This window comes from Kosakonia beeri, from assembly GCF_054165705.1.
The window spans coordinates 1,279,341-1,304,132 of record NZ_CM135106.1 but is presented as its reverse complement, the minus strand read 5'-3'; the positions used below and the strand labels follow the sequence as shown (position 1 = coordinate 1,304,132).

Annotated in this window: 18 protein-coding genes; 6 read left to right on the top strand and 12 right to left on the bottom strand. The window is 49.9% G+C overall.

What is annotated here, in order from left to right; translation table 11 throughout:
* Positions 1-58 precede the first annotated feature (58 nt).
* Positions 59-841 carry an SDR family NAD(P)-dependent oxidoreductase gene (locus ACUY4S_RS06355; protein ID WP_250353896.1) on the bottom strand — a complete coding sequence of 261 codons (783 nt, stop codon included), beginning with the start codon at positions 839-841 and terminating at the stop codon, positions 59-61.
* A gap of 74 nt (positions 842-915) precedes the next feature.
* Entirely contained in the window at positions 916-2,001 is a 1,086-nt protein-coding gene (locus ACUY4S_RS06350; protein WP_284454105.1) for an alkene reductase, read from the bottom strand.
* Between the two features lie 133 nt (positions 2,002-2,134).
* Here ACUY4S_RS06350 and ACUY4S_RS06345 point away from each other — a divergent pair, with 133 nt between their 5' ends.
* Together ACUY4S_RS06345 and ACUY4S_RS06340 are read left to right on the top strand one after the other, a co-directional pair.
* On the top strand, positions 2,135-2,671 hold the full coding sequence (locus ACUY4S_RS06345; RefSeq protein WP_085007563.1) for a TetR/AcrR family transcriptional regulator: 537 nt from the start codon (positions 2,135-2,137) through the stop codon (positions 2,669-2,671).
* A gap of 131 nt (positions 2,672-2,802) precedes the next feature.
* Positions 2,803-2,982 (top strand): hypothetical protein, encoded by a 180-nt coding sequence (locus tag ACUY4S_RS06340; RefSeq protein WP_458022215.1) that lies wholly within the window; start codon positions 2,803-2,805, stop codon positions 2,980-2,982.
* Between the two features lie 551 nt (positions 2,983-3,533).
* Here ACUY4S_RS06340 and lpxP read toward each other — a convergent pair.
* Positions 3,534-4,442, bottom strand: coding sequence for a kdo(2)-lipid IV(A) palmitoleoyltransferase (gene lpxP / locus ACUY4S_RS06335; RefSeq protein WP_458022217.1), 909 nt, complete (start codon positions 4,440-4,442; stop codon positions 3,534-3,536).
* Positions 4,443-5,273: 831 nt separating this feature from the next.
* Here lpxP and ACUY4S_RS06330 point away from each other — a divergent pair.
* Positions 5,274-5,507, top strand: a complete 234-nt coding sequence (locus ACUY4S_RS06330; RefSeq protein ID WP_045514395.1) for a YnaE/YdfK family cold shock protein — start codon at positions 5,274-5,276, stop codon at positions 5,505-5,507.
* A 19-nt stretch (positions 5,508-5,526) separates the two neighbouring features.
* Here the strand turns inward: ACUY4S_RS06330 and ACUY4S_RS06325 are convergent, their stop codons facing one another.
* From ACUY4S_RS06325 to cspF, 3 genes are all read right to left on the bottom strand, one after another.
* The gene (locus ACUY4S_RS06325; RefSeq protein WP_458022218.1) at positions 5,527-14,109 is read right to left on the bottom strand and encodes a GH36-type glycosyl hydrolase domain-containing protein; all 8,583 of its coding nucleotides are present in this window, start codon (positions 14,107-14,109) and stop codon (positions 5,527-5,529) included.
* Positions 14,110-14,262: 153 nt separating this feature from the next.
* On the bottom strand, positions 14,263-14,412 hold the full coding sequence (locus ACUY4S_RS06320; protein WP_229222950.1) for a YnfU family zinc-binding protein: 150 nt from the start codon (positions 14,410-14,412) through the stop codon (positions 14,263-14,265).
* 144 nt (positions 14,413-14,556) lie between these two features.
* Positions 14,557-14,769: a cold shock-like protein CspF gene (cspF, locus tag ACUY4S_RS06315; protein WP_250353891.1), complete on the bottom strand. Its 213-nt coding sequence runs from the start codon at positions 14,767-14,769 to the stop codon at positions 14,557-14,559.
* Positions 14,770-15,049: 280 nt separating this feature from the next.
* Here cspF and ACUY4S_RS06310 point away from each other — a divergent pair, with 280 nt between their 5' ends.
* Together ACUY4S_RS06310 and ACUY4S_RS06305 are read left to right on the top strand one after the other, a co-directional pair.
* Positions 15,050-15,268, top strand: a complete 219-nt coding sequence (locus ACUY4S_RS06310) for a cold shock domain-containing protein (protein WP_250353890.1) — start codon at positions 15,050-15,052, stop codon at positions 15,266-15,268.
* A gap of 548 nt (positions 15,269-15,816) precedes the next feature.
* Positions 15,817-16,044 carry a hypothetical protein gene (locus tag ACUY4S_RS06305; protein WP_045511129.1) on the top strand — a complete coding sequence of 76 codons (228 nt, stop codon included), beginning with the start codon at positions 15,817-15,819 and terminating at the stop codon, positions 16,042-16,044.
* Positions 16,045-16,370: 326 nt separating this feature from the next.
* On the opposite strand, the gene ACUY4S_RS06300 is transcribed toward ACUY4S_RS06305, so the two are convergent.
* The 6 genes from ACUY4S_RS06300 to guaB all read right to left on the bottom strand — a co-directional run bounded on the left by ACUY4S_RS06300 (position 16,371) and on the right by guaB (position 23,198).
* Positions 16,371-16,772: an H-NS family histone-like protein gene (locus ACUY4S_RS06300; protein WP_458022219.1), complete on the bottom strand. Its 402-nt coding sequence runs from the start codon at positions 16,770-16,772 to the stop codon at positions 16,371-16,373.
* Positions 16,773-17,254: 482 nt separating this feature from the next.
* On the bottom strand, positions 17,255-17,428 hold the full coding sequence (locus ACUY4S_RS06295; RefSeq protein WP_041852351.1) for a GnsA/GnsB family addiction module toxin: 174 nt from the start codon (positions 17,426-17,428) through the stop codon (positions 17,255-17,257).
* A 486-nt stretch (positions 17,429-17,914) separates the two neighbouring features.
* Complete coding sequence (locus ACUY4S_RS06290; protein WP_085007568.1) at positions 17,915-18,145, bottom strand: hypothetical protein; 231 nt, start codon at positions 18,143-18,145, stop codon at positions 17,915-17,917.
* 455 nt (positions 18,146-18,600) lie between these two features.
* On the bottom strand, positions 18,601-19,788 hold the full coding sequence (locus ACUY4S_RS06285; protein ID WP_016246214.1) for a tyrosine-type recombinase/integrase: 1,188 nt from the start codon (positions 19,786-19,788) through the stop codon (positions 18,601-18,603).
* Between the two features lie 307 nt (positions 19,789-20,095).
* Complete coding sequence (guaA, locus tag ACUY4S_RS06280) at positions 20,096-21,673, bottom strand: glutamine-hydrolyzing GMP synthase (protein ID WP_312690649.1); 1,578 nt, start codon at positions 21,671-21,673, stop codon at positions 20,096-20,098.
* 58 nt (positions 21,674-21,731) lie between these two features.
* Positions 21,732-23,198, bottom strand: coding sequence for an IMP dehydrogenase (gene guaB / locus ACUY4S_RS06275; protein ID WP_312690651.1), 1,467 nt, complete (start codon positions 23,196-23,198; stop codon positions 21,732-21,734).
* A 159-nt stretch (positions 23,199-23,357) separates the two neighbouring features.
* Between guaB and xseA the strand changes: the two genes are divergently transcribed.
* Positions 23,358-24,731: an exodeoxyribonuclease VII large subunit gene (xseA, locus tag ACUY4S_RS06270; RefSeq protein WP_458022220.1), complete on the top strand. Its 1,374-nt coding sequence runs from the start codon at positions 23,358-23,360 to the stop codon at positions 24,729-24,731.
* Positions 24,732-24,792: the final 61 nt, after the last annotated feature.

The window sequence follows — 24,792 nt, the reverse complement described above, 5'->3', positions numbered from 1 at the left end:
CGGGTTTACTTCTGTGCAGAACAGCCGGAAAACCGCTCTGCACAGTGCACCTCATTGACTACAGTGCTTTATATCGTTCAGCGGCTTCATCTTGTTTGATGTCTGAGAGCAGAGCCTGACGCGACGCATCGAGGGTGTCCCAGCGGGCAGCATTATGTAACGGCGGGATGGTGACGAGCTCACGGCGATCAAAGCCAACCAGTGCGGCATCCACCAACTCGCCCACTTCCATGAATTTTGCTGAGTTACTGATATCGATACCCGCACGGTCCCAAATTTCCGTGTAAGTGCCGGCAGGGAGCACCGCCTGGATATAAATGCCCTTAGACGACAGCTCCACATTCATTCCCTGGGACAGGAAAAGCACAAAGGCTTTGGTTGCGCCGTAAACCGTCATGGCAAATTCCGGGGCGAGGCCTACGACGGAACTGATATTAACGATCGAGCCCTCTCCGGCTTTTACCAGTCGTGGTGCCACGGCACTGGCAAGTTTCGTCAGGGCGGTGACGTTAAGCGCAATAAGGCTTTCTATCGATTCCGGCGTCTGCTCTGTAAAACTACCCGACTGCGCGATACCCGCGTTATTGATAAGGATGCCAATCCGTGTGTCTTCACGCAGACGGGCTTCGACCACGGCCAAATCACTCGTTTGCGTGAGGTCGGCAGGCAGAACGTCGACAGAAATGGCATTTTCCTTTCGCAGACGCTCGGCCAGTGTCTCTAACTTCGCTTTGTCGCGCGCGACCAGAACAAGGTCGTGGCCCCGGCGGGCAAACCGTTCAGCGTAAACAGCACCAATACCCGTGGATGCGCCTGTAATGAGAACTGTAGCTTTAGTCATAAGTTGATCTTCGTTATTAATGTGTAAACAGAATTCGCACTGCGCGATGTATGTAGAACCGTGACACCACAGATCTACTTGTTGGTCTCGGCAAGCGACGGATAATCGGTGTACCCTTGCGCGCCACCGCCATAAAGTGTTTCAGGATTGAGTGGGGCCAGAGGCGCGCCCGTCTTCAGTCTTTCGACCAGATCCGGATTGGAGATGAACGGGCGACCAAACGCGAACAGATCGGCTTTGCCTTGCGCAAGTTGAGTGGACGCCAGCGCCAGGTCATAGCCATTGTTGCCGATCCAGGTGTTTTTAAAGCGTCGACGCAATGAGTTGTAATCGAAGGGTGCTACATCACGCGGGCCGCCTGTAGCACCTTCAACCACATGGAGATAAACAATGCCTAATGCATCGAGTTGCTCAGCGAGGTAGTCATATTGAGGTTGCGGGTCACTGCATGAAATCGCATTAGCAGGAGAGACCGGTGAAATGCGCACACCAGTGCGATCGGCACCGATCTCATCTATGACGGCAGCAGTGACTTCTAACAGCAGGCGCGCACGATTCTCGACAGAGCCGCCGTACTCATCGGTACGCTGATTAGCGCCGTCTTTAAGGAACTGTTCCAGCAGATACCCATTCGCGCCGTGGATCTCAACGCCGTCAAACCCGGCAACAATGGAATTGGCGGCAGCTTTTCTGAAATCGTCGATAATCCCCGGTATTTCCTGCAGCTCGAGCGCACGTGGTTCAGAGACGTCCGTAAAACCGTTGTTCACAAAGGTCTTGGTCTCAGCACGGATGGCGGACGGGGCGACTGGTGCCGCGCCACCCGGCTGTAAATCGACATGCGAAATTCGTCCCACGTGCCATAACTGTACAAATATGCGCCCGCCTTTGGCATGCACCGCATCCGTCACTTTGCGCCAGCCATCGATTTGAGCCTGTGTATAGATACCCGGCGTATCCTGATAGCCCTGCGCCTGTGCGGAGATCTGCGTGGCCTCAGTAATCAACAAGCCTGCTGTTGCGCGCTGGGCATAGTAGGTCGCCGCCAGTTCGCTGGGTACCAGACCGGTTCCGGCCCGGTTACGGGTCAGCGGTGCCATCACGATATGATTGGCAAGTGTGATTGGCCCGAGATCATAAGGTTGAAATAATGTCGTCATGTTTATTCTCTTGCTAAGTGGTGGGTCAACGGTCAATTTAATGATGATGATCATAATCTATAAAGTCAACTGGTTTGATTATGATCATCATCAATGTATACTTAGACCCTATTTTTGAGAGGGGTAGCAAAGCATGAAAGTGTCAAAAGAGCAGGTTCGGGAAAACCGGACTCGCATTGTAGAAACGGCCTCCGAACTTTTTCGTGAACGCGGTTTTGACGGCGTGGGCGTGGCGGAGCTGATGTCAGCGGCAGGGTTAACCCACGGCGGTTTCTATAAGCACTTTGGCTCTAAGGCTGATCTGATGGCGGAGGCAATGAACTGCGGTTTTACGCGTTCTGCAGAAAGCACGGCAGGTGTGGACCGGGAAAAATTTATTGAATACTACCTCTCCCGACCCCATCGTGATGATATGGGAAAGGGCTGCGTGATGTCGGCACTTGGTGCTGATACAGCCCGGCAGTCTGAATCAATCAGGGAGACGTTTGCGGCCGGAATTGAACGTCAGTTGGCAGTTTTAGAAAATGAACATGAAACGCGTGCAGACCTGCTCGATACCATGGCGCATCTTGTCGGTGCCCTGGTGCTCTCCCGAGCCTGCCCGGATAATTCCGCTCTTGCTGATGAAATTCTGAATGTGTGCCGCACACGTCTTCTCCGTAAGGATTAATGTTGCACGGAGAAATGAATTTTTTCTTACTGAGTTGCATGCAGTTAAAGCCCCCAAATTAGTTTGGGATTTTGATAGCTGCCATTAAGTCATACGCATATGAGAGGTTCTTCAGCGGTATTAGCGATAACATGCTCAACGGCGATGATGATGGCGGTTATGTTGATTTTGGTCACGGTAGCGTGCTGCATGTCCATGCCGCTCTGCATTTTGGTAACCAGTCTGAAATGGCTTTAGGTCAGGGCTCATCCACACTTCCGGGCCATGAGCGCGATATGAAGCATAGCGTCAGTGAACTGCCGGTAAGCTAGTGGATAGGTCCGTCGGTGGTTCGGACGTTCAGCTCACAGGGTAACCTGAATATGGGTACGGCAACCCCGGGGAATAGTGTCACGTTCAGTCCGTCACAGGACGGTACCTCGGCTGAGTTAGTGGCCAGTGTATCAGCCCAGACTCAGGAGAATGTGACTCAGGGTATTCAGGGTGGATATACCCCCAGTGTCAGCGTGAACGGCGTTGAGGGTTATAACGGACAGGCCAGTGTGAACATATTCTGACAAAAAAACTGGCCCAAAACGCTCCCTGAGCTGGGAGAGTTTTGTATAAAGCGGGTATCGGCAATAATTGGAAGAAAGTGCATAACGTCCACACTCTGGTACTATTTTTGAGTGTAAAAAACAGGACTTGACTGGCTGCTATGAACGATCAGCGGACATATAAACGCCAAATTGGTTAGGTGGGGAGTCATGACTGATAATTATGCCATAACCCATATGAAACAGGCCGGATAACTGATCATCTTAGGCTTCACAAATGATTTCATTGACAATAAAAAGTAATATATAAAAGTCAGTTGATGTTTTTATTCGTATAAAGAAGCCTCTCCTTCCGGACGGGTTTTAAACCGGCGATGCATCCACAGGTATTGTTCTGGGGCGCGGAGGATTTCATTTTCGATGATCTTATTCATGTAACCAGCTGCGACGATCTCGTCTCCCTCGGGATACCCTGGTAAAGGATTACTGACATACATCTGATAACCTTTTTTATCGCTCCGTCGGATCATGCTAAGAGTGATCAAATCTGCGCAAGCAAGTTTTGACAGTGCATACGTTCCATTCGTCGTGGCTGCTTTTTTTACGGAGAAAAAGGGAGCGAAAACGCTACCCTTAGGCCCATAATCCTGATCAGGTGCAAACCACACAGCTTCACCGGCCTTAAGTGCATGAACAAAGCCAGATAAATTACGTCGATTAATCATTGCCTTATTTGAGCGCATACGTCCTTTTGTCTGAACCCATTCCATCAATGGATTATTGTGCGGGCGATAAGTCGCCATCATAGGGTGACATAACCCCATTACTCTTCCGCATAATTCAAGAGACATGAAATGAATCCCGACAACCATTACCCCTCTGGTTGCATTTGTCAGGTTTTCAATTCCTTCGACATCAAACCATTTTTTGACTCTTGCATCACTCCAGAACCAGGCCATACCCGTTTCAATCAGTCCCAGCCCAAGAGAAACAAAGTTTTTACTAACCATCTGGCTTCGGACAAACGGTGTCATCTCAGGAAAGCAGAGTTCAATATTTCTGACCGCAATACCTTCCCGACGTTTCAGAAAGGGTCTGGATATTTTTCCAAGACCAGATCCCAGCACATGTAATATTGGATAAGGAAGTTGAACGATAATCCATAGCAGGCCCAAACCAGTCCATATAAGCCAGTAGCGTGGATGAAGTAAATGGTGAGTAAATGGTTGTGACATGGTTTTTCCTTAAGGCAATTGAAGGTGGTAACGCATAAGGAAAAAATGAGAAATTCGTCTTTAGCGATACACATCTTTTTAGACAGCTTAAGGGGGATTAAATTCAATAAAATAATTTTTCGCTACTCTTAAGAGATTCGGAAGATTGCGCGAAATTTTTAATCCAATGATTTTTGACGAAAAATTAATATTTTTATTATTAACGTCCAACAAATTATCTTGTTGGTTTGTCATTCTCAACACATTCAATAGGGTGAAAACGAATTTTGGGAAATTAGCTATCATTTTTCTAGAGAACCTCGCCTTGTTTGAAGAAATCCCAGAAATTTCCGGGGCGATTGCATATTTGTCATTATTAAATCGAATTCTGTGAATAAAGAAAGGTTGACCTACCTGTGATGGCGACTCTAAGGGACATTTTGCTCAACAAGTACTGGAGGTTTCATTTCATTATCCTGTCGTCTTCAACTGCAGTAAAAAGAAATCTTTTGATCTTCCTGTATTGTCACGTTCGGTTACAAGGACTGATCAACTGCCGATGCACTAACATTCTGGTGCACTACATAATTACATTCAGGGCATTCCAGAACCGATTCTTTTCGTAATTTCCACACTGTCTGAGCGGCCCTGTGTGTATGTCTGGCAGGCAACATGAACAGGTTTTTCTTTAAAATGGCTGAGTTCTTGCGTATAAGAAATGAGTGTCTGTAAACTATAATAGTTATTATGTGTTTTTATAAAAATGACTGTATTGAATTCCGACCATTGATAACTGAATCATAAATTGAATCTCTGTTTTATGATACAATACCCTTCCATGAGAAATTTATGATGAAATCTGATGATACACTTGATTGGTACCCGGCACAGTTGCCGCCAGTGAAAATGATCCTTGGTGAAGCCCTGCTGGCTGTGGGCAAACAGGGCAGGCCGATTAACACCCGTACGTTGCTTGAATATTTACAGGTGATGCAGGGCAAGCAAAAAAGACGGGATGACAAAGTTGCCATGCAGACCGCGATTGATGTTCTCAGGGATAATCAGCGCATTAACGGCAGGCGTTAATGCGCATTTTAATTCCGCGTCAGTTCTGAATGATTTCCACTGTATGGTTTTGTCCGTCATCCAGCAGAGGAATTCTGTCATCAGGCAGACTGTGACCATCCAGAGTGACCCGATATACTCCGTCACCGCGCGAAATATTAATCTGATAATGGCTTTCGCCATATTGGTATGTCATAGCAAAAGATGACCACTCCTCCGGCAACCGAGCATGGACAGTGAAGGCGGTACCGGATCGTTTTATTCCCAGTAATTCCTCGGTCAGAAGACGCCAGGCCCAGCCTGCGGAACCGGTATACCAGCTCCAGCCTGCTCGTCCGGTATGGGGAGCAACGCTATAGACATCAGCACTCATAACGTAGGGTTCTGCTTTATAGACCGCAACTCCTTCTGCATCCAACGTGTGATTGATCGGGTTGAGCATTGACCAGAGTTGCCAGGCGCGTTCTGTATTCCCCATTCGGGCAAATGCCATTACTGCCCAGATGGCACCATGTGTATACTGCCCTCCGTTCTCCCGAACACCAGGCAGATATCCCTGAATGTAACCCGGGTTAGAACCATGCCCATCGAAAGGGGGGATTAACAGTTTTATTAATCCTCCTTCGTTATCTACAAGGTGCTTATCCAGCGCCTGCATGGCCTGTGTGTAGCGGACCGGGCTTGCGGCCCCGGACAATACAGACCAGCTCTGTGCAATCGCATCAATCCGGCAGTCCTGCGAAGCTTTCGACCCCAGGGGAGTACCATCGTCAAAATACCCGCGCCGGTACCATTCGCCATCCCAGGCGTGGGCTTCGAGATTGTTTTGCAGGCGCAGGGCCTGTGAACGATATATCGAGGCGACAGTGTCATCCTCCCTGCGCTCCGCCAGGGCTGCAAACCGCTGCAAAATGTCGTACAGGAAAAAGCCCAGCCAGACGCTTTCACCTTTACCTTCAATACCAACCCGGTTCATCCCGTCATTCCAGTCGCCTGCCCCCATCAGAGGCAGGCCATGCTCTCCGAACCGCAGACCATATTGAATCGCTTTGACGCAGTGGAACCAGAGAGTCTCTTCGGTATCGCTGATGATCGGTGTGTCATAGACAGACTCTTCACCTGGCAGAAGCGGACGCCCCTCCAGATAAGGGATACGTATTTCCAGAACATCCTTATCCCCCGTCGTTTCCACATAGTGGCAAACGGCAAGTGGAAGCCACAGGTAGTCATCAGAACAGCGGGTACGAACACCGTTGCCATGTGGCGGGTGCCACCAGTGTTGCACATCTCCCTCAATAAATTGCCGTGATGCACAAAGTATTATCTGTTCACGCATTCGGTTCGGATCGGCATGACTCAGTGCCAGTGTATCCTGCAACTGATCGCGAAAACCAAATGCACCGCCAGACTGATAGTAACCACTGCGGGCCATAAGGCGACAGGCGACTGTCTGATACATTAGCCAGCCATTAACCAGTAAATTTACGGAAGTGTCGGGGGTGTTAACCACGATTTTATCGAGCACATTGTGCCAGTGGTTGTGAACCCGGTTTAGCTCCTGGCGGACCGTATTCTCATTCATATAATGGGCAAGACTCTCTTGAGCACGTGCGTGATTTTCATCTGCGCCGAGGATAAAAATAAATGTCCTCTGATCCCCATCAATTAATGTGACCGCCGATTGTACCGCCCCGCAGGGATCCACCCCTGCTCCCGTCTTACCTGAAAGTCTGCGCAATTTCATAGCAGACGGATCGTGCAGAGAACCATTACGGCCGATAAACTCGCGACGGTCGCCTGTCAGTGAACAATCATTACCGCTGACGGCAAAAAATGCAGTACGCTCACCACCGTTATCACCGTAAAAATTGTTCGCCAGTACCCCGCAGCCGCCAGATATACTGGCCGCCTGTGTCACAATGTGAGGAGCTGAACGCGTTCGGGCCTCTCCGAGTGTCCACTCAACATAGCCAGTGGCAGAGAGTTTACGTGTCCGTCCCGAAGTGTTACTGATCGTCAGGAGCGCCAGTTTTACCGGCGCCTCTTCGGCAACCAGGACCGTCAGCTCGCTGTCTATACCGTTCTCACGATGGGCAAAAACGCTGTAACCAAAACCATGACGAGTCAGATAATTACCGTGTCCGCGAACAGGCAAAGCCGTCGGTGACCAACACTCACCGCTCTCTTCATCGCGCAGATAAAACGCCTCGCCGCTGCGATCGCTCACCGGATCGTTCTCCCACGGTGTTAACCGGTATTCATGTGCATTCTCATACCAGGTGTAAGCCTGTCCCGCCTCTGAAATCACGCTGCCAAAATGGGAATTAGCCAGTACGTTTGACCAGGGGGCCGGTGTCAGCGCATTTTCACGCAGGACAATCTGATATTCCCGACCATCCTGCGAAAATCCACCGTACCCATTGAAATGGCATAACTGACTGATGTCGGGAATCCAGTCCGTATGTTGATTACGCTCCCGCACAGCATGTGGAATGAATGCTCTTACCGGAGGTTTCAGGGTATTAATACGCTGGTTAAGCTGCTCATTAATTCCACCTGTGCGGTCATCAAGATAAAGACAGGCCACGCTCATCAAAAGCAACTTATCCTCAGCGGAGAGGTGCTCGCCATTCCGGACAAAAAGCCCGCCCGGTTTATCCAGCAGACTGGCCTCAGACCCGGCATAAATTAAATCCATAATCTGATTTTGTAATTCCTGCTGGTAGCCCCCGGGGCTGTTATTCATGATCACTAAATCAACATCCAGTCCTTTCTGTCTCCAGTACCGGTGTGCCTGAATCAGTGTGGTAACGGAGGCGATACTTTCCTCGCTGGTAATAATGAGCAGCACTATCGGCAGATCACCTGAAATTGCCCAGCCCCACAGACCTGACTGACCACGCCGGTTTCGGCTGATCACCCGACCTTCGGCGCGTAGCTCCTGGACAGGGTAAAGCACTGCGCTGGCGAGACGATTAAACAAGGTGGCATCATCTTCACTGGCGTTCATCTGGCGTAATACCACCAGACTATGAGACCAGGCCAGTTCAAAGACTCGATCAGCAATAGGGTAGTCGCGATATTTCTCCAGCAACTCCAGACTCTGCTGGCGGTTATCGCTGATACCATAAATGATATCAATCGTGACCGGCTGCCCCGGCTGCAGAATGATGGTGTTGCGTATCGCCAGTATAGGGTCCAGTACTGGCCCCGATGTGTTGCTGAGCGACCCTCCGCCCTCTATTGCAAGGGCGTTAGCGGGAGTTCTGCCACGACCAAGAAATTTTGCCCTGTCCGTTTCAAACGAGACGTTATGACGGTTATCGCCATGCACCACCATCATATGAAACAGGCAGGGACTCGATTCATCCGGTGAGCGCGGGCGCCGGTGGCAAAGAATAGCGTCACGTTCAGGATTCAGCTCAGTCTGAATAAACAAATTGCTGAATGCCGGGTGTGCCTGATCGCTGGCATCAGGTGCCAGTACCACTTCGGCATAGGTTGTCAGCTCCAGGGATCGGGGCTGGCGACCACGATGAATCAGTGTGAGCCGTCGCAGCTCAATATCATCCTCAGGGGAGATCACAACCTGAGTTTTGACGCTGAGTCCAGCGAAGGTACGTCTGAATTCAGCGCTCGCATCGGTGAAGATCACTTCCTCGTCGTGTTCGCTGGCATTGCATGTCGGCTGCCAGGTATTGCTCCACACGTCGCCCGTCTGCATATCGCGGATATAGCAGAATGTTCCCCAGTTATCGCGCGTAGTATCACTGCGCCAGCGCGTAAGAGCAATATTATTCCAGCGACTGTAACCTCCCCCTCCCGCTGTCAACATCAGATGATAATGGCTGTTAGACAGCAACTGAATATCCGGGGCTGGTGTGTCTACCCCATTGAAAATCCGGGGTTCATAGCGAACGGGTTTCATTCTGCCCTCATGAGATTCAAAATGACGCCGCGGGCTATAGAGATCGACCGCATCCGGCACGCGTTCCTGTAAGAGCAGACTCGCTGACCGGAAAACTGTACTGGACATGAATCGCTCAGCCATGGGGGCACCAAGCAGCACATGGGCCAGCGCCTGAAAAGCCATGCCCTGGTGATGTGCCATCCATGACTGCACCACCGCATAGAGCTGACCGGTTGCGAGGCGTGAGGGGGTATAGTCCAGCGCTTCGTAAAAACCGTATTCTCCATGGGCGCCATTTTTTTGCAGTCTGAACAGATTCTCACAGGCTCTCTGTGGTGAGACTATCAGCGCCAGCAGTGTGGCGTACGGGGCGACAACCATGTCATCCGCAAGTCCCCTGCGCAGACCGAGCCCCGGTACGCCAAATGCCTGATATTGATAATTACGCTGAACATCAAAAGCATGATAACCAGACTCTGAAACTCCCCATGGTACCCCGCGTTCTTTCCCCCAGTGAATCTGGCGCATAACCGCAGACTGACTCATCTCATCAAGCAGACTGCCTGGCCAGGTGGGCATCACCAGATTCGGCATCAGGTATTCAAACATAGACCCGCTCCATGACATCAGGGCCGTTTCATTATCAATCGTGGTAAACAGCCGCCCCAGCGCGTACCAGCTTTTAAGAGGCAACTGATTAGTCGCAATAGCGAGAAAACTAGTCAGGCGGATTTCAGAGGGCAGCAGATCATAATGGCTCTTATCAGGCGTATTCGTGTCACAGTTATAACCGACACTGAGCAGACTGGTTGCTTCGCTGTACAGAAAGGCGAAATCCATTCGGGCATGCTCATTCAGCCGCTGTTCAAGCTCGGTGATAATATTCAGTCGCATCCGGGCCTGCTCTGCCGCTGACGCCGTAGGTGTTCCCTTACCGGAAAATGTTGCCCGGGCAAGCTCGCTCAGCGTCGGCAGCGGCTGTTCGTTCCTGGAGGCAGGTAGCCAGCCAAGCAGCAGCGACCACTCATGGCAAAGCTGAACCAGTTGATGCTCCAGATGCCCTGACCAGCGCATCTGAAGGGGAGACCCCTGATGACAGTGCGTTGTCAAATGGTTGCACTGGGTACGCATTCTTTTCAGCTCGCTGAAAAACGCCTGCGGAGGTAGCGACACCGCACTCAGCCAATGTTTGCGTAGCAGCCGCAGGCTATCAGGCGGGTTCTGACCCCACTGTTTTTCCAGAATATCCAGCGTATCGTTCAATCCAGCCAGTATCCGTTGGGTGTTTAAAACGGGCTGATGACGCATAGCGGACAGCCCTTCACGCAGTGTCAACAAGTGCCCCGCCATGTTTCCGCTGTCGACGCTTGAAACATAGCGTGGGCTGAGGGGGGCCAGTGTACGGGTGTCATACCAGTTATAAAGATGGCCCCGGTAATGCTCCATTTTATCCAGTGTGTCGAGGGTGAGCGACACGCGTCGTAGCACCTCTCCGCCGGGCAGGTAGCCAAAGTCCCAGGCTGTCAGGTTAGCCATAAGGGAAAGGCCAATATTGGTAGGAGAAGTACGATGGGCCACCGTCGGTTGCGGTATTTCCTGGTAGTTATCAGGCGGAAGCCAGTTTTCTTTTTCTGTGGCAAAGGTCTCAAAAAATGACCAGATTTCACGGCTTGTCTGGCGTAACAGCTGTATTTGTTCCTTATTTGGCGAAAACACCTTGTGCACAGGCTGGCGACTCAACCAGCTCATCAGCAGCGGTGCCAGACACCATAACAAACCGATCGACAAGGCAATCGACAGTAGTGGCGGTGCAAATTGTCCAGTCAGTATTGTAAGCGTCACGCCACATGCAACATTCAGCCACATCGCCTGATAAAAACGTGCAACAGAGGGTTTGTCCTGATTGCTGTCCAGACTGTGACTGACCCACTGGCTGAGGTGACGCCTGCTGACTCCCAGTCGCCATAGCGTCACGGCAATCGCCTTGAGCGAATATCCGGCTTCATGCGGCAGTATCGCAAAATTAAGGCCGACGCCTGACAAACGCTTCAGCGCGCCTGCCCCCACCAGTAACAGATACGGCCTCAGGCGACGACGCAGAGGCTTATGCAGAAAGTTGTGGACGATGCTGAGGATGGTAGGTAACAGCCATATCAGTGCCAGTACGCCAAGCCAGTAAAATGGATTGGGTACCCAAATCAGGGAAAAGAACAGCAATACCAGTAAAGAAGGGGCGACCAGACTGCGACGCAAATTATCGAGTAATTTCCAGTAAGAAAGAGTGGACAGCGGGTTCTTGTCCCGGGTTCCATCAGTTTTTCTGACGTGTGGCTTCAGCCAGTTAAGCAATTGCCAGTCGCCCCGGATCCAACGTGAACGACGCGCGACGTCCGAAAGGTAATTATTGGGGTACTGTTCGTAAAGTAAGACCTCACTTAGTAGCCCCGATCGTGCATAGCACCCTTCAAGTAAGTCATGGCTGAGAACCAGATTTTCCGGGCAAGTGTTGGCAGTGGCCTGTACAAAGATATCGACATCATAAATCCCTTTACCGACGAACGATCCTTCCCCAAAGAGATCCTGATAGATATCCGAAGACATCATCGAATAGGGATTAGTGCCCGGTATGCCGCTGCGCATGGCGGCGTAACGTCCCTGACCGTTAAGAGGTATCTCCTCTGCAAGGCCGGGTTGCAGAATGCCGAATCCTTTGACAACCCTCTGACTTGCAGGATCATACTCTGGCGTATTCAGCGGATGCGCCATCGTTGCGACCAGTTTGTGCGCCGTATCGCGTGGCAGCACCGTATCACTGTCCAGAGTAATGACGTATTTAATATGACCCGGTAAAAGCTGAGCAGGCATATCGGCAACGCTGACGAATTGTGTCCCCGGATGGCGCAACCAGCTATTCAGCAGTGCCAGTTTTCCCCGCTTGCGTTCATAACCCATCCACGTTCCTTCTGCGGGGTTCCATTCAGGCTGGCGGTGTAACAAATAAAAACGTGGGCGGTTGGAGGGATAACGGCGATTAAGTGCCTGCGTATCGACAATAGCCTGTCTGAGCAGAGCATTACTTTCCGGTGAGGGTTCATTCTCAGAATCAGAGAAATCGGTGAGCAGAGCAAACCTGAGATTTTCGTTTTCATTCCCCAGCCAGCAGACTTCCAGACTGGTGAGGAATTTGCTGAAACTGTCGTGGCTGGTCAGCATGCAAGGGATGACGATCATGGTTGCACTGTCAGCGGGAATGCCGGTTGAAAAGTCCATGCCTGGCAATGGACGAGGAACGCGAAAACGGGTTGTTGCGTCACTAAGTAAATCACTCATTAACTGAGTGAGAGCAATAATTAGAGGCAATGTTATCGGGATCAGCAGCCAGTCTGCACCCTGCAGGGCAGTTTCGTGCAATATTGCCGCTGTTGTTGCGGTGGTCAACAACGCAAGACTTCCAAGCCATGACAGCAGGGTTACTCGGTTGAAACTGTGGCGCAAACGTATGAGCCAGGAGGTGTTTGCCAACAGATGAATCTCCAGCTCCTGTCGCCCCTCACCCGCGAGATAATACCCTACGTGATGTTCCTGTTCGTCGGAAGCCTTACCCCCTGAAAGTGCCAGTACTCTCTCAGCAACCTCAGGCTCACTGAGACCACTATCCCTGGACAGGAGCTCAACAACGTGGCGGTAATGATCCCGGGTATTGAAGTGCATCCGGGAATAGATACCTGCAGGATCATTGCGTAATGCCTGTTCGACGACGCTTATCGTTTCGGCGAAATCAGCCCAGTCCGTTTCGCTCAGTAATCGCAGACCCGCGATGCTGTTACTAACAGATAGCTGGCTGGCGGCAAGCTGTTGATTGAAGCCATGTATGAGAAAATCAGTGGTGCGCCCTTGTTCCCGGAGGCACTGATCAACCCAGGTAAGAGGTAACGACAGCGTGTTACCATGTCCTTGCAGGCGCCTCACCAGCTCAGCGACAAACGCACTGGTTAACGGAGGACGGGAGCGCGCCATATCGGCAACCACCATGATTAAATCACCAGGCTTGTTCTCCGCACATTCGAAAATCCTTGTTATCCACGTATCTGCCAGGTTTCTGTCCTGTTGAGCTTTTATCACTTCCATACTGATACGCCGAAGATTTTCAATCAGCGCCAGGCGCAGCATACCCGGTAAGGCCCAGACTTCACCCAATGTCAACGGTGTCACCTGTTGATAGGCTGTGAGATAGCTTGTCAGGCTGGAGGTATCCCAGCGGCCATCACCGTGAGCAATGGCCTCAGATGCAATATTGTAAATTCGTGGGCAATTCAGTGGTGACATCAGCGATGGAAGACCTTTACCGAAGCTTTTCGGCAAGTGCTGGCGGACAGTGCGGATTTGTTCTTCAATCAGGTAGTAATTGTCCAGCAGCCATTCCCCGGCGGGCATAATGCTCGTTTTTTTTCCGGCATTGAGCTCGTAACAGTTTTGCGTGATAACAGTTTCATTGTCGCTGAGCCGTTTCAGAAGGTAGTAAGCGGGTTTATCCGGCGATAATTTATGCGTGCGTGCCAGCTTCTGACCATAGCGTTCCATCTGTACGGTCGAAAAGAGTTCTGGCTGTGGAGTGTTTTCACCGGCAGGATCGTTCGCCGGAAACATAACGCGTCCGGAGGTATTCGTCGGAATACGGGAGCGGTCAAACCACGCCCAGGGTTTCATTTTCATAGCGTTGCTCTGATGCGACGTTAGCGCGCAGGAGCAGTTGCGAAATCAGTTCAGAAACGTTCTCTCAGGATGGGCGTAAGGCATCAGGGATTTAACAGCTGCTGGAATTTAACCTAAGTAGTATAGAACACCGGATTTCTGCGTGGATGAGTGTCATGATGAGTGTGGTAAGACAAACAGCGCCTTACAACCCGGGCACAGCATTGTCTGTTGGCGGCGAACTCTGGAGAGAATTTGAGATGAGCGTAAGCCGCAAACCGGGCAGATGACAGAGGACGTCGATGAGCCACCAATTAATTTCATTGCGTAATCGATGAGAGACATGATGAGTAGCCTTTCAATGAATGAGCTTCACCGTAACACGTTTGATTGAAATTTAATCATTTAATTTTTCCTCCCATATCAATTTTCCAATAGTGGGATATCACAGGGAGAGATGACGTTGTTTCAGGAAAGATAGATGTTTGCAGCCACCGGACCACAGAGACCGTTGATCCGACAAAATTCGATGCGTATCCCTGGAATGAGTAATTCTGATTCTCTGGAGTTAACGGCTGAAATGTGAAGAAAAACGTCTTTTCGACCATCTGAAGGGATGATGAGGCCTTTGCCACTGAGACTGTCAAAACTTTTGACAATTCCTGTCATTTTACGGGACAAGTCAATTCCTTTTATTGAAAACACATAATAACTATACGTTGAAATAAATTTAATGCCACTTTTAATTTATCCTCTCGGCCCTCTGGACGGCTAAAATATAATTTGCTTATTATAACTCCCCGTGCCTTAATGAACTCATCAGTTCGATGTACAAACGAACGTAAAACATTTTCCGTGCAGTCCTCATTACCAGGCGCTATCGCTGATATCCCCTTCTTTTGAGTCCATACGCTTAATACTATACGTTTACTATCAATACTAATGTGTAACGGGAGTCAGTATGACCTCAAGAATTAAAGGCCTGGTAAAGTGGTTTAACGAAGACAAAGGTTTTGGTTTCATCTCTCCACTCGATGGAAGCAAAGATATCTTTGTTCATTTTTCTGCGCTTAACGGTGATAACTTCAAAACTTTATTTGAAGGCCAGAAAGTTGAATTCGCAATACACGCGGGTGATAAAGGCCCGTCAGCTGCAAACGTAATACTTTGCGATAAATAAATATTTGTGGATCTGCGACAACGATGAGGGTTCATTCCTGAGTAGACAGATCCATAGGTTAATTTAGTGAAGGTAGTGAAGGGCAGATTATTCTTAACATCAGGTTAGTACATTTTTGCTCATGTATGAGTGTGCTGACCGATGTGATGAAGTGCAGGTCTGCTGCATGAACAGTCTAAAAGCAGAAGCTAACTGCTTGTAAAAACATTAAAGTGCGTAAGAGGTAAGACAACCTCCACAAGCATCACTTCTTCGATTTTAAGTGGTTTTTTTGCTAAAATACATTCCCATAACAGGTATTATTATTCTTTTATCCCTCATCATCCTTGAAAGAGTGAGTTTTTTAGGATGGTAGTATTGATTTGAATAAATCACTGCAATAGGGCATGGGAAGTTGAGAGCCTTTTGGGCGCAGCTAAAATATGTTCTCAATTTTTGGAACAGCCCGTTCATGGATGTTTAATTAAGTCATTATGACGGGAACATATATATTTACGTCCGGATACAGGTATCTCCAGAACAACCAGTTAACAAAATTATGGTGGCATATGAAAAAAGTTATTGTTTTTTTTAATGCCGAACCGTGCAAGGTTATCAATGTTCTTAAAGGTATTACCTCTATCCGTGAGGAGTACCCAAACGGTGAAGAAATACATCTTCAGATAATGTCTGCCGGTTTTCCTTCGTTGACTACAGAGCATGGTATTGTACATGTAGCTTCAGACAGGGAACTGACATCACAGGAAATACTGGATGCTGCCAGAAAGTATCTGTAGCAAACCGTGAGGTTTTTTATTCCTCTAATCCATGTTTGATCGTGTACTGGCGGTTATAGAAACTATCTTTTCCCGTATAAATCAGATGAGAAAATAAAAAAGTACGTAAAAACCTTTGATAGCCTGCATTAAAATGCAGGCTTTTTTTTCTTTATACCAGCAATGCTGGTTATAGACGATGGGCGTCGATATTATCAACCTCTCGGAGGTATTGATATTATCCGTAGCGATTCAACGATTATAATTGTGCTGAATCGCAAGCATCTAACAATACGAGAGAAACGCCACGACGTAGTTGTCAGAAAACCTAATGCTCAGCTTAAGATTTAAATGAGGAATTCATCAAGTTTTTTTCCTTCAGCCATTTGTTTAGCTATTGTTTTTGGCATGCGCCCCTGGCCCGTCCAGGTTTTAATCTTATTGTTTTCATCTAAATACTTGTATCGAGCGGGCCTTACAATACGAGTTGACTTTTTTTTACTTGTATTTTCTGAAAACTTCATTAATTCTTCCGGGTCTATACCTTCTGCGAGCATAAGTTGTCGAAGGTTTTCCAGCTTGACTTTTCGTCCACTTTCTTCTTCTGCTTTGGCAGCAGTAGTATTTCGTATTTCGGAAACAATGGTGCTGAATTTTTCCAGGATAGCCTCAAGTTCTCCAAGTGAAAGGTCACGTGTTTGTGTACGAAGAGAACGAATGTTATTAAGTATGCTGATTAAGTCTGACATAAAATTCCTCAAGATTAAATTTAACTACATTATGAGTGTAATCTATAAAGAAATAGTATACATCACCTTTCTGATTATTAGGTCATTTCTGTAGCGGCAAAAATTATTTATTTCCAGACTCGATAAACCATAAATAATTATTGAAACATATACCGATGCTTATCAAGCGGAGCATTCCGGTATAAGTGTTTTAAAATAGCCAACTCCACATCATCATGAAGCTTTTATCGGTATATTAATGCAGCCTATCATTTGATGTCTGCAGCTGACATAGCTTTGACCTGTTCCCTGTTGGTTAGCACATCGCGACGTTAGCGATGTCCGCTTTTGGCACGAAAAAGTCGATCAGGGGGTAGCCATGTCTGCTCAGAACGAACAGCAGAAGTTCGTAATTTATCCCATAGTTGATGACGCGTGTTAATAAATGGGGATCAGGTCAATTGGGAGCAATAAAAAAAGGCCGCCTAAGCGACCTATTTATTTTACATAAGCTTTATTTTTACTTTATACCCCTCAAGACCGGACATGGTCTCACTCGGTATAAACTCGATCTCAGAAACTTCTTTGCCTGTTTTTTTCCGTAGCTCAGCGATTTTTTTAGTAATAAGAGCAGAAATTTCTTGCTCAGCTTTACGCTCCAGTTCTTCTGGTTTCATATATGTACTCCTTTTTCATACCCAACCTTTTATAAATCATAGGGTATCTTCCATGAGTGCGCTCAGGAATCCTCCCTCACGCCACCGGTAAATCGGGAGTTGGTTGCAATACCCACGCCGCCGATGCCGGTCGCCTCGTTCGCAGGACATCTGATGTCGAGCCACAGCCGACGCTTGACAGATTTTTTCCTGGCATTATCGCAGACCCACAGTGAATGCCTGTTGTAATGTCGTAATAATCATTCCTCTGCCGTTAATAAAACTTTTTTGAATTAATTCTTCCGCTTACGCTTGTTGTAAATGGTTTGTAGACCACACTTGGAGAGGCTCTTAAAGGATGCGCACCCCGACCCAGGGAATGACTTATGGATGAGTCCACACCTTCAGCGGGAGCTGAGGGAACTGAAAATAAGAACCGATGCTGTACCTCAAGATTGCCTTCGCTTAGAGGGCTTTTTTTTAATTTCAGAAATTAACCAGCTCAAGCTATTTCAAAAGTTTGTTTGCAGCTTCGACGATTTCATGTGATGTAACCTCTCTGTCTGAGGCAACACAAAACTCAGTATGATCGCCAGTTAGCGAATGAACTCCCGCATACATAATCTTAAGGTGAGCTTCCTCACCATTCGGGTATTCACGGAGTATTGTGGTAGTGCCATCTACAACCCTGACAACCACCACCGGCTGTCGATTGAAGAACACCAGAACATTTTTCATAGGGATCCCTAATTTTGAGAAAAGGCCACAATAAGTGGCCTTTGATTAGTATCAGCTTGAAGTCAGAATAGTGATTCGCAGGAGCCACCCAAGCGATCCATGTATCCAGATCCACCAATAACCGCTGCCTTTCTCGTGTAGGCGAGGTGGCGGTGAACGGAGTCTACCGAGTTTTCACGTTTTCACATGACAAAGGGCAAGATGATGGTAGTTATGCTGCTACCTTTGATTTTCATCTCCGATTAAACTGTTTTAGCAGTTTTAACCACTGCAAGTCGTGCATGTTTGCCCCCACAGAGGCAACCTTTCAGTTCTTGCTATCTGCCCGGTTGACCTGCGCCCTTCAGATTAACACACTACGCATTTAGCAACGTCCGCCACTGGCACAGAACTGCCTGTCAAATTTAGTTTGGCTTTTTCCGAAGAGTGTCAGATTAAGTCTAAGCTCTTACACATTACGCAACCCATTCATCTATCATATCAGCCCAATCCTGTAGCATTGATGTTCTTTGCTCTCGATATTCAGCTTTGTTGTATACTGCCCTCACCCCTTTTTGTTCATGTGCCAGGCATTTTTCTATCCAGTCAGTATTGTATCCGGCCTCATGCAGCAGAGTGCTCGCAGTTCTACGGAGATCATGAGGTCCAAATTTAATGAGTGACTGGCCTTCTTTCTGCGCCGCCTTGTATGTTAAAGCCATTACGCGGTTCATCGTCGCGCTGCTCATTGGAGCATCGGAATCATAACGAGAAGGAAGAATGTAGTCAGAACCACCGGCAAATGTTTTCAAAGCAATCAGAATATCCATAGCCTGGCGAGACAAAAATACCAAGTGTGGGTTACGCCGTTTCATTCGCTCCTTAGGGATCGTCCACAACGCTTCAGTAAAGTTAATTTCATTCCAGGTTGCATTAGTTAATTCGCTTTTACGTACCATAGTCAACAAAAGAAGCTTTACCGCAGCACGAATCTGAGGAGTTGTTCCTACTTTTTCCATGTACCGGTACATCAAACCGATCTCAACCGGCGTTAATGTTCGGTCTCTCGGCTCAAATCGAGCGATACTTGCAGGCCGTACCAAATCAGCGGGATTCTCGACTTTCTGCCCTCTTTCTATTGCCCATCGGTATACCTGGAGCACAATATCGCGCGTATGCACTGCTGTTGCAGGTGCTCCTCTCTCCACTATCGCATCAGTAAGTGCTCTCAAGTCTTCATGGGTAATTTCTGTGAGCTTTTGGTTGCCAAATTTCCCCTCTAGCTCTCGGGCATAGACTGAGCGACGCATATCCCGGGTGGAGTCGGCCATCTGATAGCCACGCAGCCATTTCTGAGCCCAGGCACCAAAGGTTTCAGCACCTTTCGTTCTCGCCTTAGCACGAGCTTTCTCTTTGGCCGGAGACTTTCCATCAGTAACCATTCGCTTCGCTTCATTGAGACGCTCACGTGCTTCAGCTAACGTTATGCCTCCTACTCCGTAGCGGCCAAAGGTTATGGTTTCTTGCCTGCCATTGATCGAATAGTTGTAGCGGAAGGAGATAGACCCTGCGGTTGTGACGGCAACATAGAGGCCATCACGGTCATTGACTTTGTAAAGTTTATCCTTGGGTTTGAGATTGCGTAGCTTAGTATCAGTCAGCATGTTTCATCCTATTATTCTTGTTTGATACCATGCTGAAAAATCTCTAAATAACTGGAGGTTAATGCTTATAAAACAGAAAGATATGAAAATTTAATACCATGCCCCATTACAAACACTCAGCATGGTATCGGGCGTAATCCATGGCATTACCAATGAATCATACCCATCAAAATACCAAGGTCAAACCGTGCTTGGCGTTGCCAGACATTACCAAAAATGGCTAAGCCAAAAACAAAAAAAGTCCGCATTTACGCGGACTTAGGTATCATTTAGTGCTTGTTAATGCCAGACCTTTCTTAAAGGAGCATTATTCCCACTCAATGGTAGCTGGCGGTTTGCCGCTGATGTCATATACCACGCGGGAGATACCGTTGACTTCATTGATGATGCGGTTGGAGACACGGCCGAGGAAATCGTACGGCAGGTGCGCCCAGTGTGCGGTCATAAAGTCGATGGTTTCGACGGCACGTAGAGAGACAACCCAGTCGTATTTACGACCGTCACCCATCACGCCTACGGAGCGAACCGGCAGGAAGACGGTGAAGGCCTGGCTCACTTTGTTGTAGAGGTCTGCTTTATGCAGCTCTTCAATAAAGATGGCATCGGCGCGACGCAGCAGATCGCAGTACTCTTTCTTCACTTCGCCCAGCACGCGAACACCAAGGCCCGGGCCCGGGAATGGGTGGCGGTACAGCATGTCGTACGGCAGGCCCAGTTCCAGACCAATTTTACGCACTTCGTCTTTGAACAGCTCACGCAGCGGTTCAACCAGGCCCATCTTCATCTCTTTCGGCAGGCCGCCCACGTTGTGGTGAGACTTAATAACGTGCGCCTTACCGGTAGCCGAAGCAGCAGATTCGATCACATCCGGGTAAATGGTGCCCTGCGCCAGCCATTTCACGTCTTCCAGTTTCAGGGCTTCTTCGTCGAACACTTCCACGAACACGCGGCCAATGATTTTGCGTTTCGCTTCCGGATCGTTTTCGCCAGCCAGCGCGGCCAGGAAACGGGACTCGCCTTCAACATGAACAATATTCAGACCGAAATGATCGCCAAACATGTCCATTACCTGTTGGGCTTCATTCAGGCGCAGCAGGCCGTTGTCCACAAAGACGCAGGTCAGGTTTTTGCCGATGGCGCGGTGCAGCAGCATCGCCGTCACGGAGGAGTCCACACCGCCGGAAAGGCCGAGGATGACTTTGTCGTCGCCAACCTGCTGGCGGATGCGTTCAACAGCATCATCAATGATTTTTGCCGGCGTCCACAGCGCTTCGCACTGGCAGATGTCGCGCACAAAGCGCTCCAGCATACGCAGGCCCTGGCGGGTGTGGGTCACTTCCGGGTGGAACTGCACCCCGTAGAAGCGTTTTTCTTCGTTCGCCATAATCGCGAACGGGCACGTCTCGGTGCTGGCAACGGTCACAAAGTCAGCCGGGATCGCCGTTACTTTGTCGCCGTGGCTCATCCACACGTCCAGCAATACTTTGCCGTCTGCGGTCAGCGAATCTTCAATACCGCTGATCAGCGCGCTGTCGGTCTGAACTTCAACCTGCGCATAACCGAATTCACGTTCGTTAGAACCTTCAACGTGGCCGCCCAGCTGCATGGCCATGGTCTGCATGCCGTAGCACACGCCAAGCACCGGCACGCCTGCTTCAAACACATACTGCGGTGCACGCGGGCTGTTGTCTTCGGTGGTGCTTTCCGGGCCGCCGGAAAGGATGATGCCGCTTGGATTGAAGTCGCGGATCTGCGCTTCGGTGACATCCCACGCCCACAGTTCGCAGTAAACGCCCAGTTCACGCACGCGGCGCGCAACCAGCTGGGTGTACTGGGAACCGAAGTCGAGGATCAGAATACGATGTTTATGAATGTTGTCCGTCATTGACGCTACTTCCGAGGCAAGTTACGAAAGCGCCCGGTAAAACCGGGCGCGAAAATCATTAAGAACCCATGCGGTAGTTCGGGGATTCTTTGGTGATGGTCACGTCGTGAACGTGACTTTCCTGGATACCCGCACCGCTGATGCGCACAAATTCCGCTTTGGTGCGCAGGTCGTCGATAGTACCACAGCCGGTCAGCCCCATACAGGAACGCAGGCCGCCCATCTGCTGGTGGATGATCTCTTTCAGGCGGCCTTTATAAGCAACGCGGCCTTCAATGCCTTCCGGCACCAGCTTGTCGGCGGCGTTATCGCTCTGGAAGTAGCGGTCAGAAGAGCCTTTGGACATCGCGCCCAGGGAACCCATGCCACGGTAGGATTTGTAAGAGCGGCCCTGGTAGAGTTCGATTTCGCCCGGGGATTCTTCGGTGCCCGCCAGCATAGAGCCAACCATCACAGCGGCTGCGCCAGCGGCGATAGCTTTGGCGATGTCGCCAGAGAAACGGATACCGCCATCGGCGATAACCGGAATGCCAGTACCTTCCAGCGCTTCAACGGCGTCGGAAACAGCGGTGATCTGCGGAACGCCCACACCCGTCACGATCCGGGTAGTACAGATGGAGCCAGGGCCGATACCGACTTTCACCGCGCTCACGCCTGCTTCAGCCAGCGCACGTGCACCTGCGCCAGTCGCGACGTTACCGCCAATGATTTGCAGATCCGGGTATTTTGCGCGGGTTTCGCGAATGCGCTGCAACACGCCTTCGGAGTGGCCGTGAGAGGAGTCGATCAGCAGGACGTCAACGCCTGCGGCAACCAGTGCATCGACGCGCTCTTCGTTGCCAGCACCCGCACCAACTGCCGCGCCAACACGCAGGCGACCCTGCTCATCTTTACAGGCGTTTGGTTTACGTTCTGCTTTCTGGAAGTCTTTAACGGTGATCATGCCGCGCAGGTGGAAACTCTCGTCCACAACCAGCGCTTTTTCAACGCGTTTTTCGTGCATTTTAGCGAAGACCACTTCGCGGGATTCGCCTTCACGAACGGTCACCAGGCGCTCTTTCGGCGTCATATAAACGCTGACTGGCTGGTTCAGGTCGGTCACGAAACGCACGTCACGACCGGTGATGATGCCGACCAGTTCGTTGTCGCCGTTGACAACCGGGTAACCGGCAAAGCCGTTACGTTCGGTCAGTTCTTTGACTTCGCGCAGGGTGGTAGTTGGCAGCACGGTCTGTGGATCTTTAACCACGCCGGATTCATGTTTCTTCACGCGGCGAACTTCGTCTGCCTGGCGCTCAATTGACATGTTTTTGTGAATAAAGCCAATGCCGCCTTCCTGTGCCAGGGCAATCGCCAGGCGCGCTTCGGTCACGGTATCCATCGCCGCAGAGAGCATAGGAATGTTCAGGCGAATGGTTTTGGTGAGCTGCGTGCTCAAGTCGGCAGTATTCGGCAGAACGGTGGAGTGAGCGGGAACGAGGAGGACGTCGTCAAACGTCAGTGCTTCTTTAGCAATACGTAGCATGGGCAATATCTCTGACCTGGGGGGTTAAATATTGCCGTGGCATTATACAGAGCGTAACCGATTGCATCCACACTTTTTTGAGAAAAATACTTGCTATCCCCTCGTATCGGGTTACTATCGACTGAATAACCTGCTGATTTAGAATTTGATCTGGCTCACATGTCATCGTTCCAGTCCCCTTCCATTTATACCGTCAGCCGCCTGAATCAGTCGGTGCGCTTACTGCTGGAACGCGAACTTGGCCAGGTATGGATCAGCGGCGAAATCTCCAACTTTACCCAACCTTCTTCCGGGCACTGGTACTTCACGTTAAAAGACGACACCGCCCAGGTGCGATGCGCGATGTTCCGTAACAGCAACCGCCGTGTCACTTTCCGCCCGCAGCACGGCCAGCAAGTGCTGGTTCGCGCCAATATCACCCTGTATGAGCCACGTGGTGAATACCAGGTGGTGGTCGAAAGCATGCAACCGGCGGGCGAAGGTTTACTGCAACAGAAGTACGAGCAGCTTAAAGCAAAACTTGCTGCCGAAGGGCTGTTTGATCAGCAGTTTAAACAACCGCTCCCCTCACCTGCGTACTGTATAGGCGTGATCACCTCGAAAACGGGCGCTGCGCTGCACGATATTCTGCATGTGCTGAAACGCCGCGATCCGTCGCTGCCGGTGGTGATTTACCCTACTGCGGTACAGGGCGAAGACGCCCCCGCACAAATTGTGCGAGCCATCGAACTGGCGAATGCGCGGCAGGAATGCGATGTGCTGATTGTTGGGCGTGGCGGTGGTTCGCTGGAAGATTTATGGAGTTTTAACGACGAGCGCGTGGCGCGGGCGATTTTTGCCAGCCGTATTCCAGTGGTCAGCGCTGTCGGGCATGAAACCGATGTGACGATTGCCGATTTTGTCGCCGATCTGCGTGCGCCGACGCCTTCTGCGGCAGCGGAAATCGTCAGCCGTAATCAGCTGGAGCTATTGCGCCAGGTGCAGGCGATGCAGCAGCGCCTCGAAATGGCGATGGATTATTACCTCGCGGGCCGCAGCCGCCGCTTTGCGCAGTTGAATCATCGCCTGCAACAGCAGCATCCGCAATTGAGGCTGGCGCGTCAGCAAACCGTGCTTGAACGCCTGCAACAACGCATGCACAACGCGCTGGATAACCAGCTAAAGCGTTCCTCTGTGCGCCAGCAACGCCTCTTACAACGCCTGAACCAGCAAAACCCCCAACCGCGAATTCATCGGGCGCAAACCCGCGTGCAGCAGCTGGAGTACCGCCTTAGTCAGAACATTCGAGACCGCTTAAGCAGCACACGCGAGCGTTTTGGAACGGCCATCACTCACCTGGAAGCAGTCAGCCCGCTGGCAACTCTGGCGCGCGGCTATAGCGTGACCACGGCAACCGACGGCAAAGTGCTGAAACAGACAAAACAGGTAAAAGCAGGCGACGCGTTAATGACACGGCTGAACGATGGCTGGGTAGAGAGCGAAGTCAGGGCTATCAAGCCCGCGAGAAAACCGCGCCAGCGTAAATCCTCCTAATTTGTACGATCATTACCTCAGGCGAACCTATACTTTTGTTGTTCCTTTTGGTGTTTATCAA

What these genes read in the sequence shown, in the direction of transcription:
- ACUY4S_RS06355 (WP_250353896.1), bottom strand. Translation starts at nt 841, where the DNA reads ATGACTAAAGCTACAGTTCTCATTACAGGCGCATCCACGGGTATTGGT.
- ACUY4S_RS06350 (WP_284454105.1), bottom strand. Translation starts at nt 2,001, where the DNA reads ATGACGACATTATTTCAACCTTATGATCTCGGGCCAATCACACTTGCC.
- ACUY4S_RS06345 (WP_085007563.1), top strand. Translation starts at nt 2,135, where the DNA reads ATGAAAGTGTCAAAAGAGCAGGTTCGGGAAAACCGGACTCGCATTGTA.
- ACUY4S_RS06340 (WP_458022215.1), top strand. Translation starts at nt 2,803, where the DNA reads ATGCTCAACGGCGATGATGATGGCGGTTATGTTGATTTTGGTCACGGT.
- lpxP (WP_458022217.1), bottom strand. Translation starts at nt 4,442, where the DNA reads ATGTCACAACCATTTACTCACCATTTACTTCATCCACGCTACTGGCTT.
- ACUY4S_RS06330 (WP_045514395.1), top strand. Translation starts at nt 5,274, where the DNA reads ATGAAATCTGATGATACACTTGATTGGTACCCGGCACAGTTGCCGCCA.
- ACUY4S_RS06325 (WP_458022218.1), bottom strand. Translation starts at nt 14,109, where the DNA reads ATGAAAATGAAACCCTGGGCGTGGTTTGACCGCTCCCGTATTCCGACG.
- ACUY4S_RS06320 (WP_229222950.1), bottom strand. Translation starts at nt 14,412, where the DNA reads ATGAAATTAATTGGTGGCTCATCGACGTCCTCTGTCATCTGCCCGGTT.
- ACUY4S_RS06310 (WP_250353890.1), top strand. Translation starts at nt 15,050, where the DNA reads ATGACCTCAAGAATTAAAGGCCTGGTAAAGTGGTTTAACGAAGACAAA.
- ACUY4S_RS06305 (WP_045511129.1), top strand. Translation starts at nt 15,817, where the DNA reads ATGAAAAAAGTTATTGTTTTTTTTAATGCCGAACCGTGCAAGGTTATC.
- ACUY4S_RS06300 (WP_458022219.1), bottom strand. Translation starts at nt 16,772, where the DNA reads ATGTCAGACTTAATCAGCATACTTAATAACATTCGTTCTCTTCGTACA.
- ACUY4S_RS06295 (WP_041852351.1), bottom strand. Translation starts at nt 17,428, where the DNA reads ATGAAACCAGAAGAACTGGAGCGTAAAGCTGAGCAAGAAATTTCTGCT.
- ACUY4S_RS06290 (WP_085007568.1), bottom strand. Translation starts at nt 18,145, where the DNA reads ATGAAAAATGTTCTGGTGTTCTTCAATCGACAGCCGGTGGTGGTTGTC.
- ACUY4S_RS06285 (WP_016246214.1), bottom strand. Translation starts at nt 19,788, where the DNA reads ATGCTGACTGATACTAAGCTACGCAATCTCAAACCCAAGGATAAACTT.
- guaA (WP_312690649.1), bottom strand. Translation starts at nt 21,673, where the DNA reads ATGACGGACAACATTCATAAACATCGTATTCTGATCCTCGACTTCGGT.
- guaB (WP_312690651.1), bottom strand. Translation starts at nt 23,198, where the DNA reads ATGCTACGTATTGCTAAAGAAGCACTGACGTTTGACGACGTCCTCCTC.
- xseA (WP_458022220.1), top strand. Translation starts at nt 23,358, where the DNA reads ATGTCATCGTTCCAGTCCCCTTCCATTTATACCGTCAGCCGCCTGAAT.